The organism is Pedobacter sp. AJM, from assembly GCF_002197755.1.
Taxonomy (GTDB): Bacteria; Bacteroidota; Bacteroidia; order Sphingobacteriales; family Sphingobacteriaceae; genus Pedobacter.
Window position 1 is genome coordinate 868,991 of sequence record NZ_NHOT01000001.1, and the last position, 13,114, is coordinate 882,104.

Annotated in this window: 11 protein-coding genes; 4 read left to right on the forward strand and 7 right to left on the reverse strand. The window is 37.4% G+C overall.

The window, feature by feature from the left end:
• Positions 1 to 7: 7 nt before the first annotated feature.
• Positions 8 to 649, reverse strand: coding sequence for a DUF47 domain-containing protein (locus CBW18_RS03750; RefSeq protein WP_029281757.1), 642 nt, complete (start codon positions 647 to 649; stop codon positions 8 to 10).
• A 240-nt stretch (positions 650 to 889) separates the two neighbouring features.
• On the opposite strand from CBW18_RS03750, the gene CBW18_RS03755 reads away from it, so the two are divergent.
• The 4 genes from CBW18_RS03755 to CBW18_RS03770 all read left to right on the forward strand — a co-directional run bounded on the left by CBW18_RS03755 (position 890) and on the right by CBW18_RS03770 (position 6,128).
• Positions 890 to 2,677, forward strand: coding sequence for a hypothetical protein (locus CBW18_RS03755; RefSeq protein ID WP_088299873.1), 1,788 nt, complete (start codon positions 890 to 892; stop codon positions 2,675 to 2,677).
• 64 nt (positions 2,678 to 2,741) lie between these two features.
• On the forward strand, positions 2,742 to 4,562 hold the full coding sequence (locus tag CBW18_RS03760; protein ID WP_088299874.1) for a hypothetical protein: 1,821 nt from the start codon (positions 2,742 to 2,744) through the stop codon (positions 4,560 to 4,562).
• Between the two features lie 55 nt (positions 4,563 to 4,617).
• The gene (locus CBW18_RS03765) at positions 4,618 to 5,172 is read left to right on the forward strand and encodes a LemA family protein (protein WP_088299875.1); all 555 of its coding nucleotides are present in this window, start codon (positions 4,618 to 4,620) and stop codon (positions 5,170 to 5,172) included.
• Positions 5,172 to 6,128: a DUF3137 domain-containing protein gene (locus CBW18_RS03770; RefSeq protein ID WP_088299876.1), complete on the forward strand. Its 957-nt coding sequence runs from the start codon at positions 5,172 to 5,174 to the stop codon at positions 6,126 to 6,128. Before CBW18_RS03765 ends, CBW18_RS03770 begins: the two co-directional genes overlap by 1 nt.
• On the opposite strand, the gene CBW18_RS03775 is transcribed toward CBW18_RS03770, so the two are convergent.
• From CBW18_RS03775 to CBW18_RS03800, 6 genes are read right to left on the reverse strand one after another with little or no spacing between them, the layout of a single operon-like run.
• Positions 6,129 to 6,494 (reverse strand): response regulator, encoded by a 366-nt coding sequence (locus CBW18_RS03775; protein WP_088299877.1) that lies wholly within the window; start codon positions 6,492 to 6,494, stop codon positions 6,129 to 6,131.
• A 29-nt stretch (positions 6,495 to 6,523) separates the two neighbouring features.
• A complete protein-coding gene (locus CBW18_RS03780) occupies positions 6,524 to 7,111 on the reverse strand; it encodes a chemotaxis protein CheB (RefSeq protein ID WP_088299878.1) in 588 nt (195 codons plus the stop codon).
• The gene (locus CBW18_RS03785) at positions 7,096 to 7,914 is read right to left on the reverse strand and encodes a protein-glutamate O-methyltransferase CheR (protein WP_088299879.1); all 819 of its coding nucleotides are present in this window, start codon (positions 7,912 to 7,914) and stop codon (positions 7,096 to 7,098) included. Before CBW18_RS03785 ends, CBW18_RS03780 begins: the two co-directional genes overlap by 16 nt.
• Position 7,915: 1 nt before the next feature.
• Positions 7,916 to 8,287 (reverse strand): response regulator, encoded by a 372-nt coding sequence (locus CBW18_RS03790; protein WP_088299880.1) that lies wholly within the window; start codon positions 8,285 to 8,287, stop codon positions 7,916 to 7,918.
• A 17-nt stretch (positions 8,288 to 8,304) separates the two neighbouring features.
• Positions 8,305 to 11,892 carry a response regulator gene (locus CBW18_RS03795; protein WP_088299881.1) on the reverse strand — a complete coding sequence of 1,196 codons (3,588 nt, stop codon included), beginning with the start codon at positions 11,890 to 11,892 and terminating at the stop codon, positions 8,305 to 8,307.
• 23 nt (positions 11,893 to 11,915) lie between these two features.
• Entirely contained in the window at positions 11,916 to 13,040 is a 1,125-nt protein-coding gene (locus CBW18_RS03800) for a cell wall metabolism sensor histidine kinase WalK (RefSeq protein WP_088299882.1), read from the reverse strand.
• Positions 13,041 to 13,114: the final 74 nt, after the last annotated feature.

A 13,114-nucleotide genomic window follows, 5' to 3' on the forward strand; every position in this document is an offset into this window, starting at 1 on the left:
TTTTTTATTAAGCGTTTTTAACCAGGATAGTTTCAAGCACATTCGCCACATCTTCGCACTTATCGGTCGCTTTTTCTATCGTTTGTAAAACCTCTTTTTGTTTAATTAATTCAATTGCATTGGTTTCATATTCAAACAAACGCGCAACCGCCAGCGTAAACACGTAGTCGGCCTGGTTTTCACCACTGTTAATACGGATACAGGCATCGGCAATTACACGAATATTTTTAAAGCTGCGCAATTCTTTAATCGCCTTATCAATGTCGGTACACATTTCCACCAAAAGCTCTGCAATTTTAACAATTGGTTCATTAATGGTGTTCATATTGTACATCTGCATACGATTTGCAGTGCCATAAATATAATCAGCAACATCATCAACAGCCGTTGCCAGCTGGTGGATATCTTCACGATCAAACGGTGTAATAAAATTTCTGCTTAATTCCAGAAAGATGGAGTGCGTAATATCATCACCTACATGCTCCAGGCGTTCAATTTCTTTAAAAATAGTTTTTCTGCTTTCAGCATCTGCGGTGCTAACCATCTCTAAAAGAGATTCTGCAATCTTTAAAGCGTTACTGCCAGCTTGCTCAAAAAGAGGATGGAATTTTCTATCTTGAGGGGTAAAGAACTTAAAAATATTGTTCATGTTAATTCTTAATATGGCACAAATCTACAAGCTCAATGTTAAGTTAATGTTAATTTACATATTATTATTAAGGATTAAATGTAAATAAGCTAAGTTTCTGTTATTCTGAGCTTACCGTAACATTAATTTAAATAACTTTCATATAAACTGATACATACTCAGACAGCATTACCAATTGTAACCCAAACTGTTAAAAAACCTTTCCAACATAGAATTGTTTAACACCGATAAGCCATAATCATGAAAGCTCAAAACAGTAATAAACTTTGGATTTGGATTGGAAGTATTTTAGGCTTTTTAATTTTAGTCCTTTCATTTGGTGCCATGTTTCTAAGCGCAAGATGGAAACCCATGCTGAGCGAAAAAATTAGGGCGGGTGTTTATAATGGCTCAGATCACCTTTACACCATTGATTTTAAAAGCATCAATCTTAACGTTATCACCGGAAGCCTGGCATTAAGAGACGTAACATTAAAGGCCAATCCATCAGTTTATGATAGCTTAAAAAAGAAAAGCCTTGCTCCGGCACACGTTTTTGATATTAAACTCAAAAAACTGCAGATCACCAGGGCCAGTATATTAACGGCATACTTTAAAAAACGTTTGGATATTAATGCCATTATACTTGATAAACCTTCTATTCATGTAACTTTTAACAAAGTGCCAAAGCCTGTTAAAGACAATAAAGAAGAAAAATCACTTTATGAGCAAATTTCCAAAATCTTTAAATCGGCAAGAGTTCATGCTATCAAAATCAATGATGCAGATTTCAGCTACATTAATAGCGATGCACCAAAGAAAACCCGTAATGCCATTAAACACCTTGATATTAATGTTGAAGATTTTCTCTTAGATTCCCTTTCCAAAGATGATACTTCACGCTTTTACTATACAAAAGATATCTCCTTTCAGATTGCAGGTTATAAATCAACCACAAAAGATAAGATGTATAACATGAGGGTGGATACCATTAAAGGCTCAACATCATCGAAAAAGGTCTCCATTAAAGGTTTAAAACTTATTCCGCTATACGATGAACTGGCATTTTCACGAAAGTACAAAGTCCAGAAAGACCGTTATAACCTAAATTTTAACGACATTGAATTTGAAGGAATGGATTTTGCCAGCTTCAATACGGATGAAAAAATTCACGCCAGGGCAGTTACCATTGGTCCGGCTCAGGTTGAGGTTTTTATGAGCCGTGAATCTCCCCCGCCTCCGGGGTTGGACAAAGGACAAAATTATCCGCACATAGCCCTTAAAAGACTAAATATGCCAGTTATCATTGACACCGTAAAACTTAAACAGGTTGATGTAAAGTATGGCGAGTATAACCCGGCCAGTAAGAAAACGGGCTCAGTCAGTTTTAAATCCATTAATGGCACCATTGTAAATGTAACTAACGACAGTTTAAGACTGACCAAAAACAACCATGCCCTGGCTAATCTTAATACATTATTGATGGGTAATGGAAAAATGAATGTTAAGATAGATTTTAACCTTACCGATCAAAATGGCTCATTTGGTTACAGTGGAAACCTGAAGTCTTTTAATATGAAAGACCTGAATCCTTTATCAATAGCATTAGGACTGGTGGAAATAGAAAGCGGAAATATTCAACAACTGGATTTTAAAGCCAATGGGAATCTTCGTACCGCTTCAGGCACAATGAACATGCTTTACAGCGATTTAAAGGTAAAGTTACTGTCTGATAATATTGATGGCGAAGGCACAAAACAAAAAGGTTTTTTATCCCTTTTGGCCAATAATATTTTAATTAAGGACGCTAATCCTGATAAAGGAGAAGCACCACGCAAGACGGTCATGGCCAGTACCAGACTTAATTCTGGTTCTTTCTTTAACCTGATGTGGAAAACTGTTTTCGTGGGCATAAAGGATATTGTTGGTGTGGGTATTGTGCCCGAAAAAAATCCTGTAAAACAGCAAAAAGCGATTGCCAAAAAAATCCGGAAGCAAAAAAGGGCAGATAGACGGGAAGCTAGAAAAGCAAAACGAGAGAAAAATTAAAGGCTGGCATTTAAGAAATACGTTTATAAACGTATATTGCTGTTGAATCCAGTCCATTCGTTAAATGCCAGAAACAAAGAGACATCGATATAAAATTATAAAATGGATTGCAGCGACAATAATTATCGCTTTTGGTCTTTTATCTGCCACTGCCTGGTTTTTGAATGTTAAATCTCGCCCCTTACTGACAGCGCAGATAAAAACACTTCTCTATAAATCAACAGATAGCTTATATACCATCAGCTTCTCCAATGTTTCTACCAATATATTAACAGGAAGTGCAACGTTACAAAATGTTAAAATCACTGCTGATACCATTCGGTTTAAAGAGTTAATCCGTTTAAAAAGGGCACCTAATAATCTTTACACCGTAACTTTAAAAAAACTGGTGGTAAAACACTTTCATCCGTTTACGCTTTACCGACAAAAAAAGCTTCAGATTGAAGAGGTGATTTTTGACAAACCTGAGGTATTGATGATGAACAGACAGTTTGATTTTAATGAGAACAGACCCCCTCGTCCAATTAAATCGCCCTATTCATTTATTGCTAAAAACCTGGAAGAATTTCGCATCAATGCCATTCGCTTTCAGGATGCCAGCTTCAAATACATCAATAAAAATGTGAATCAATTAAATGTTTTTGCCATAGACGACCTCAACATCACCCTATCAGATTTACTGGTTGATTCTACTTCTGCTGATGACCCAACAAGATTTTATTTACTGAAAGACGTCATCATTAACCTGAATGATTATCAATATACCACGCCCAATAAACTGTACAATATTAAGCTAAATAAGCTTGATTTCCGGGCATCTACAGGAAAGCTAAGGGTCAATAAATTTGAACTGGAGCCACGCTATGATGAAATGAAATTTGCTGAAGTTGCAGGGCATGCCACCGAAAGGTTTCACATCCAGATGAGTGACATATTAATGAACGGCATTGATTTACCTGTTTATATTAGTAAGCAGGAGTTGCGGGCAAAGGAAATGGGTATTGCTAATGGCTTTATTTCTGTTTTTAATAATGGCAGCACTAAAAAAGCAGAAGGCGAAATTAAAAAAGGCCGGTTTCCACATCAGCTCCTGCAGAAATTGGCTCCTCCTGTGTTAATCCAGAAAATTAAACTTAAAGATGTTAATATCAGTTATACCATTTATAATGATGAAAGTAAGCAACGCGGCAGAATTTCTTTTGAACACACCTCTGGTATATTTAAAAATGTAACCAACTTACCTAAAATTAAGGCGATCAACCCCAAAATGGAGGTTAGCCTGAACACCTATCTATTAGGACAGGCAAGTTTGGATTTGAACTTTAAATTTGATCTGAAGTCTCCTAAAGGATATTTCGAATACAAGGGCATATTGCATAATTTTAATGCCCGAATATTGAATCAGATTACAAAACCTTTAGGCCTGGTGAGAATAAACAGGGGCATTGTAGATAAGTTACAGTTTGATTTTAAAGCAGACAATACGGGCGCAAAGGGAAAGGTAGATTTTTATTATTATGATTTATCTGTTGCACTGATGCGCAATGATCCCGCTAAAGACCATTTGGTAACCCGTGGGCTGATTTCTATTCTTGCCAATGCACTTATTATTAATTCAGAAAATCCAAACCGGCATAATCAGTTTATTTCATCTGATGTAAGTTATAAGAAACCGGATAGTTCGTCCTTTTTCAGCCTGATCTGGCGAAGTTTATATACAGGCATTAAAAACAGTATTGGGATTACAGAAGAAAAGCAAAATGAAATTAAGCAACACATTGCAAATTTTAAGGAAATGCGGGCAAACCATGAAATCAGAAAAAGAAACCGGCTAAAACGCAGGATGCAAAGAGAAAAGCAGCGCAAGCTGAATGAGCGTAGATAGCTTAAAATTCTGTAACCTTTTATTATATTTAAAATCTAATCTAAAAACGATAATCATGATCCTTGTAATTATTCTCTTGGTGCTCTTACTTTTTGGGTTTTTCTTTTACAACAACATTATTGGAAAGAAAAACCAGGTAACTAATGCTTTTTCTGCAATTGATGTGATGCTGAAAAAACGTTTCGATTTGATCCCAAATCTGGTTGAAATAGTAAAACAATATACTTCCTACGAGCAGGATACTTTAAGCAAGATTGTTGAATTAAGATCAAAGGCCACTTCTGGCAGTATTTCCGGTGCTGAAAAAGCCTCCATTGATGCTGAATTAAGCAGCAGCATGAAAGGCTTAATGGTTAATGTAGAAAATTATCCTGATTTAAAAGCGAATACAAATTTTATTAAGCTTCAAAGTACATGGACAGAAAGTGAAGAACAGATTGCCGCAGCCAGAAGGACATATAATGCTGCTGTTACTGATTATAACAATTCAATTATGATGTTTCCTGGAAATTTATTTGCGGGCTTGTTTAACTTCTATCCGGTTACCGTATTGACCACTACTGAAGAGGAGCGAAAAAACATCAGCGCCAAAGAACTTTTTAATCGTTAATGCAAAATTATTTAAATGATAATGTGGCTTTGCAAAACACCATTGCCACGATGGAAGTTGAGCGAAAGAAGGTTGCCGCCGAGCAAACCAAAGGCCTTACTTTTATTGGAATAGGGGTTGGGGTTGCCATTATTGGCCTTTTATTTGGATTGCTTTTCTGGGCCGTGCTTGCAGGCCTGATTCCGGTGCTATATGGCTGCATTATTTTATATCAGATTAATGATGCCCTGAAGGCTTACCAGCAAGCTTATAAGCAAAATATCATTGGTGAAGCACTAAAATTTTTAGATCCAAGTTTAACCATAAACCCAAAAGAAGGCATTTCATCTGACGAATTCAGCTATTCGCAGCTTTTTAATAAATCCGTTGACCGGTATAAAACAGAAGATCTGGTCAGTGGAAAAGCAGATAAAACAAGTTTTTACTTTGCAGAAGTTCATGCAGAGTATAAAACAGAAAGGCAAACTGATAAAGGAACCGAAACCAGCTGGAGTAATATTTTTAAGGGTATTATATTTGTAGCTGACTTTAATAAACACTTAAGCAGCATAACTATCGTGAGGCCTAAAGACCTTGGCAATACAATCAGCTCCTGGTTTTCCAAAAATGTTTTTTCTTTTAGCGATCGGGATGTGATACAGTTGGAAAATCCTGATTATAGTCGTGCCTTTATTACTTATGGAAGTAATCAGGTCGAATCCCGATACATTTTAACTCCTTCTTTAATGGAGCGAATATTGTACCTGAATGCCAATTCAGAAGCAACGATTTCCTTATCCTTTATAGCATCAAGAATGTATATCGCTTTCCCTTTGGATAGAAATTGCTTTGAAGCCCCCATTTTTAAATCCTTGCTCAATCCTGCTTCGCTTAATACAGATATCAACACCATTCGTTTTATGTATGATATTGTGAAAGAACTTGATTTAAATACCAGAATTTGGGGAAAGGAATAATTAGCTTAAATGCTTTTTAACAATATCTTCCAGGGCTGCAATATCAAAGGGTTTTGACAAGTAGCTATCTGCTCCGGCCTCATCCGCAAGTGAAGAAATATCATTATTGGCAGAGAAATAAATTACAGGAATATGTTTTAAATCAGGATTGCTTTTAATTGCCCTTGTTGCCTGTATACCACCTAAATCTGGTAACCAGTTATCCATAAAAATAAGATCTGGCATAAAAGCCGATACTTGTTTCTCTATGTCATTAGCACTTTCAGATGTTTTGATTTCATATCCTGCATCCTCCAAAATGAATGTACAAAGATCTAGTATATCCCTATTATCATCAAAAACAAATACTTTTTTTGTATCAGCCATAAATCTTTTTCGTGATGCAAATTTAACTACTATTTATGAATTAATCCATTTATATAGCCTGCCATTTTAAAGCTATCTAAAATTAAGTGTGGATTTACTTCATTTACAGCCTGCTGCGGCATATAGCCCATACTCGCTGTTTCAGGATTTTGTATCAGCACCAAGCCTCCATACTTGTTTACTACTTTTAGTCCTTCAACCCCGTCTGCATTGGATCCTGACAATAAGATACAAGTCAATTGATTTTTAAAAACCTCTGCTGCAGACTGAAACGTCACATCGATTGACGGACGGGAATAGTTTACTTTTTCTGAATAATCTAATGAGATGGTATGATCTTGCTCGATCAGCAAATGATAATCAGCGGGTGCGATATAAACACAGCCAGGTAATAATTTTTCCTTTTCTTCGGCTTCTCTTACCGTTAAGCTCGTTCGGTTTTTTAATAATTCTGTGAGGAGTGAATCATTACCAGCCTTACGATGGGTAACTAAAATAATCGGAAAGTTAATGTTCACGCTTAGGCTGGGGAAAATTTCCAGCAGCACATCCAAACTCCCAGCAGAGCCTCCGATAACCAAAGCGCTACATTTGCCTTGAGTTAAAGTTTCCGCCATATTTTTTCGTTTTTTATGCGCTTATAGTCTTTTGCATTTGACCAAAAATCAAGACTTTCCTTACTACCTAAGGCCAGAAAACCTAATTTTTCAAGACTGTTATCAAACAAATGAAAAACCTTGTGTTGTAAATCTTTATCAAAATAGATTAATACATTTCTGCATAAAATGAGCTGAAACTCGTTAAACGAGTGGTCAGAAACCAGATTATGTGTAGAAAAAATCATTTTGCTGCTTAAAGACTCATCAAATTTAACAAGTGAATAATTTGCAGCGTAGTAAGATGAAAAATCTTTTATTCCGCCAGATTGAACATAGTTTTCAGAGTACCCCTTCAGGTAATTTAAAGGAAACATTCCATTTTTTGCCTTCTCTAAAACCGATGGATTAATATCAGTGGCATAAATCAGCGATTTATTAAGCAGATTAAGTTCTCTTAATAAAATCGCTAAAGAATAAGCTTCTTCTCCGGTTGAACAGCCAGCTACCCAAATCCGGATAAAGGGATAAGTACCTAACACCGGTAATACATCATTTCTAAGCGATTTATAGAAAGTAGGATCACGAAACATTTCGGTAACATTCACCGTAATTTCCTCTAAAAATCTTTTAAAATACTGTTTATCTGTTTTAACAGCATACCTGAATTCTGCAAAGCTGACAAAGCTATCCAGCGAATATAACCGGGTAATCCTCCTTTTGATTGATGCATGAGAATACTCCAGGAAATCATAACCATGAGCTTCCAGCACGTCATTCAGCAGCAATTCTACCTGTTCATTATCTATCGCGTCAATTATCACCTTATTTTGTAACTTCTTCTATCTGTACAACCAATTCGTCAACATTAATGGGCTTTGAAACATAACCCGCGGCACCGGCACTGAGGCAGCGTTCCTTATCTCCAACCATGGCTTGCGCCGTAACGGCCAACACCGGAATATTCTGCATTTTTGGCGATTTTTTCATTGCCGCCATGGCCTGATAGCCATCCATATCCGGCATCATCATATCCATTAACACAACGGAAATATTTTCTCTTTCTTCTATGATGGAAAAACCATCACGCGCACTGATTGCCGACAAACATTCGTAACCTTTGGCCTTTAAAACAGCTTTTAAAGCAAAAATGTTTCGGTTGTCATCATCAATAATCAGAATTATTTTTTGAGGCATATGAGGTAAAAACGTACTTAAGATTTATAATGATTTTCGTATAACCATACGCGTAAAAGTGATACCAACTGATCCATATCCACTGGTTTGCTGATATAATCTGAAGCGCCGGCAGCAATACATTTTTCCCGGTCGCCCATCATGGCTTTTGCGGTAACGGCTAAAATAGGCAAATTTCTATATTTCAGGTTCTGCCTGATGGCCGTAGTGGTTTCATAACCATCCAGCTCAGGCATCATCATATCCATTAAAACCACATCAATATCAGAATTTTCATCCAATAATTTCAGTGCCTCCTTGCCATCTATGGCTGCCAAAACTTTCATTTGATGCTGCTCTAAAATTTTTGTCAGAGAGAAAATATTTCTAACATCATCATCGGCCACGAGAACTGTTTTCCCTTTTAATACATCCTGTAATTCAGAAAATTTTTGAGGCAGTTTCGTTTTTTCCTTATTTTTTTCTTCTATCAAATGAAGGAATAAGCCGGCTTCATCCAGTATTCGCTGGTAAGAATGAGCAGTTTTCACCACGATTGAATCTGCATATTGTTTAATCCGGTTTTCTTCACCTTTGGATAAATTTTTTCCAGTAAAGATGATAATCGGAAGGTTTTCCAGTCCTGGTGTTTTCTTTACTACTTCAAGTGTTTCATAAGCATGTTTATCCGGAATACCCATATCCAGGATAACACAGTTTACCTCCGGCTTGTGCAAGGCTGAAACGCTGTCACCTACTTCGTTAACAATCTCGGTTTGGATATTGAAATTGCTTAAGAAATAACTCAATGCTTTGGCATGCTGCTTATTCTCTTCAACAATTAACACTTTTTTGGGGTGACGGCTTAAGGCATGCTCCAGTTTAGAGAAGATTTCCTGCATATGCTCAAACGCAAAAGGCTTATTGATAAAATCTACCGCACCTTTAAGTAAACTTTCTTTTTTTACCTGTAGGGATGACATGATATGAACAGGAATCGGGCGCGTATCAGGGTCAGATTTTAATTCTTCCATCACCTGCCAGCCATCTTTTACAGGCAACTGGATATCCAGCAATATGGCTATTGGTTTATAGGCCTTAGCCATCTCGATGCCCACATCGCCGCGAACGGCAACCAGCCCTTTGTAATTTCGTTTCCGGGTAAAATCCAGCAGCATTTTTGCAAAGGGCGTATCATCTTCTACAATTAAAATTACTTTATCACCAGGTTCAATGCTGTTGCGATCATCTTCTATTTCCTGCGGAATAGCATTCACGGTTAAATAATTTACCTTTGCAACAGGCACATCTATTGAAGGTACACTAGGCACATTCATTAATGGAACTGCACCTTCCATACCCTTGTTTTTGTCAATAGGTAGGGTTAGGGTAAAAACACTGCCCTCGCTTTCCTTACTTTTTAAATCAATGAAACCACCTAAAAGCTTGGCCAGTTCTCTACTGATAGACAAGCCTAAACCTGTTCCGCCAAATTTGCGGCGCGTAGATCCATCAGCTTGTTGGAAAGCTTCAAACACCATGGCCTGCTTATCGGCTGGAATGCCTACGCCAGTATCGGCTACTTCAAAAATGAGGGCATTTAATTTTTCATTCTTCGTAATGTTAAATTTGACAGCACCGTTAGATGTAAATTTAATGGCGTTTGAGAGTAAATTTTTGATAATCTGCTCCAGGCGCATTTTATCCGTATGAAAATATTCAGGAACATCTTCCGCATGATCAATCACCAGCTCCAGTGATTTTTCTTTCGCTAAAGGATTAAACAATGCACGCATGTTAGCCGCAATATCGCTCACTTTAACATTGGATTGGTCGAGTTCCATTTTACCCGCTTCAATTTTAGAAAGATCCAGAATTTCATCGATCAAACTCAGCAAGCCCTGGCCGGAACTCTGGATTACTTCTGCATATTCCTGGTGTTCCTTATCCATCTCTTCATTTTCTGCCATTAACCTTGACAATAACAAAATGGAATTTAAGGGCGTACGCAACTCGTGCGACATGTTGGCCAGGAATTCTGATTTATACCGGGTACTCAATTCAAGTGCCTCTGCCTTTTGCTGAATTTCAGCATTTCTGATCTCAATCAGCTCGTTTTTCTCTTCTAACAAACTGCTTCTTTCTTCAAGTTCCTGATTGCTTTGTAATAATTCTTCCTGCTGTACGCGTAACTCCTCTTCTGAGGCCTGTAGTTTTTGCGCCTGCGCTTCAAGTTCGGCATTCATCCCTTCCAGCTCGTTATGTTGCACCTGAAGTTCTTCAGACTGGGCCTGTGTTTCTTCCAGGAATTGCTGTAGTTTTTGCCTGTTCTGTGCACCTAAAAGTGCGGATCCAACATCAGACAGGATGAGGTTTAAAAAGTGCAACTGAAGATCTGAAAGCGGTTTAACCGCCCCAATCTCAAGGCCACCTATAGATATTCCATTTCTGATAATTGGCAATACAATCAGTTGTGCGGGTTTGATGTTTCCGGTTGCATATGTAATGGTCAGTTCATTATCAGGAACATCATCAATAATAATGTTTTTACCAGATTTTACAGCCTGACCAATTAATCCTTGTCCCAATTCAATAACCGGCAAAAGATTTTGTCCTTCTAAAGCATATTTACCTTTTAAATGCAGGTATCCATCATCTTTAAACAAATAAACTGCTCCTATCTGGCTTTTAGTATAGGTTACTAAAAATTCGATAATGTCATCTGCCAGGTGAAAAACATCTTTCTCACCAACCATTCTTACATTCAGGTTGGCAACTCCGGTTTGCAGCCATTCATTTTCTGCCAGCGTATCAAAAGATTTCTTTAACGATAAAGACATCGCATTTAAAGAACCTGAAAGCTCGCCGATATCATCACGTGATTTTGTATCGAGTAAAACGCCGTAGTTGCCACTTGAAATTTGATGCGCAATTTCCTTAATGGCAATAATGCGTTTCTCCATTTCACTTTTCTTGTCTTCAATCTCCTGCTGAAGCTTAACGCGTTCATCAAAATCAACCGAAACTTTTCTGTAAAAGAATAATGTGATCAATATGGCCAGGATGGCGGCCACCATGATGAGAACGGGTGTGTAGGAGGTTAGTTTATTTAATTCTTCAGTACGCTCATTCAGTAACCTTTTTTCCTCGTTTACCATTTTGTTTACGGCAGAACGTGCCTGATCCATATAGGTTTTACCCTGAAGAAGCACGGTGGGGTCTATTTTACCCCCTAGTGATTTAATTTCAATAGTGGAGGAAATAATGCTCAGGCGCCTCACCAGTATATCTTTCAGTTCATGAATGGTTTTCTGCTGTGCCGGATTATCACTTGTAGCCAAAGCAATAGAGTCTATGGCTTTCATCGCTACATCTCTGGCGCCCGTATAAGGTTCCAGAAATAATTTATTCCCGGTGAGCAGATAACCTCTTTGCCCGGTTTCAGCATCTTTCAATGTAGATATTACAGATTCGAGGTTCAGGATAACCTGATCGCTATGTTTTACCAGTTCAGTGCTTCTGATCAGGTTACGAATGCTGACAAAAGAAGCGAGCGAACTAATAAAAAGAATAATTAGCGACAAGCCTAAGCCTAAACGTAGATTATTTTTCAGCGTGGTTTTCATTAATATATTTTAGAAATCTTAGATTATGGTAAGTTCAGCGGTTCAGTAGTCGGGATAATAAAATAAAATTCAGAGCCTTCATCCGGCACACTGTTAACGCCAATGGTACCGCTATGCCTGTTGATAATTTCAGAACAGATATACAATCCAATTCCCAGGCCATTAAAGCGGTTACTGTGTTCCTCTACACGGTAAAATTTATCAAAAATTTTAGCCTGCTGTTCTTTAGAAATACCTATACCGAAATCTTTAACAGCCAGGTAAAGTTTGCCATCTTTAATATTGATAGTAACATTAACCTGATTGGTTCCGGGGGCATATTTAATGGCATTGGTAATAAAATTAATGACCACCTGCTCCAGGCGCATTTCGTCTCCGTAAATGTTTTCATTTGTTTTACCAAGTTTGTTGATGATAAAACCCGGATTGGATTGCTGCAGCATTTCAATGGCATTATTCACCATATTGTCTGCACAAAAGTACTGCATATTGAACTTCATCTTTCCACTTTCAATCTTCGAAATATCAAGCAGATCTACAATAAGCTCATTTAGTTTTTCCAGCTGAACACTTGCCTTTTGCAAATGATTTTGTGCCATGGTTTTATCATCCTTGTTCAGGCTGCGTTGAAGCAATTGAATATAGCCTTTAACACTGGTTAAGGGTGTTTTAAGCTCATGGCTGGCAATACTGATGAATTCGTCTTTTTTATTCTCAGCCTGTTTGCGAAATTCAATTTCTTCCAAAAGCTTTTCCTGTACTTCATTCAGTTTCCTGCTCTGCTCATAGATGCGGTAAAATGTTTTGATTTTAAGCAACAGGACATTAATATCGACAGGTTTTGTAATGTAATCCAATCCGCCGCTTAAATAACCCTTGGTTATAAACTTAAGCTCCGTATTTACTGCTGATAGAAAAATAATGGCCGTATCCTTTGCTTTGCTAAAACCGGAGATGGCCTCTGCAACCTCAAAACCATCCATATCCGGCATCTGAACATCCAGAATAATCAGCACATAGTTGTTTTTTAAAACTTTTTTTAGTGCGTCTTCACCTGATGATGCGGTATCCACCTCAAAATTATGTGCCTGCAGTACTTTTTGTAAGGAGATCAGGTTTTCAGGCCTGTCATCAACTATAAGGATCATTTTATATTATACAAATGAAAAGCTTAAGATAATTACGTTTGGTTCAGATACAAAAGATCTTTAAAATGTATACA

Excerpts from the sequence above, each read along its gene's own strand:
- CBW18_RS03750 (WP_029281757.1), bottom strand. The coding sequence starts at position 649 with ATGAACAATATTTTTAAGTTCTTTACCCCTCAAGATAGAAAATTCCAT.
- CBW18_RS03755 (WP_088299873.1), top strand. The coding sequence starts at position 890 with ATGAAAGCTCAAAACAGTAATAAACTTTGGATTTGGATTGGAAGTATT.
- CBW18_RS03760 (WP_088299874.1), top strand. The coding sequence starts at position 2,742 with ATGCCAGAAACAAAGAGACATCGATATAAAATTATAAAATGGATTGCA.
- CBW18_RS03765 (WP_088299875.1), top strand. The coding sequence starts at position 4,618 with ATGATCCTTGTAATTATTCTCTTGGTGCTCTTACTTTTTGGGTTTTTC.
- CBW18_RS03770 (WP_088299876.1), top strand. The coding sequence starts at position 5,172 with ATGCAAAATTATTTAAATGATAATGTGGCTTTGCAAAACACCATTGCC.
- CBW18_RS03775 (WP_088299877.1), bottom strand. The coding sequence starts at position 6,494 with ATGGCTGATACAAAAAAAGTATTTGTTTTTGATGATAATAGGGATATA.
- CBW18_RS03780 (WP_088299878.1), bottom strand. The coding sequence starts at position 7,111 with ATGGCGGAAACTTTAACTCAAGGCAAATGTAGCGCTTTGGTTATCGGA.
- CBW18_RS03790 (WP_088299880.1), bottom strand. The coding sequence starts at position 8,287 with ATGCCTCAAAAAATAATTCTGATTATTGATGATGACAACCGAAACATT.
- CBW18_RS03795 (WP_088299881.1), bottom strand. The coding sequence starts at position 11,892 with ATGAAAACCACGCTGAAAAATAATCTACGTTTAGGCTTAGGCTTGTCG.
- CBW18_RS03800 (WP_088299882.1), bottom strand. The coding sequence starts at position 13,040 with ATGATCCTTATAGTTGATGACAGGCCTGAAAACCTGATCTCCTTACAA.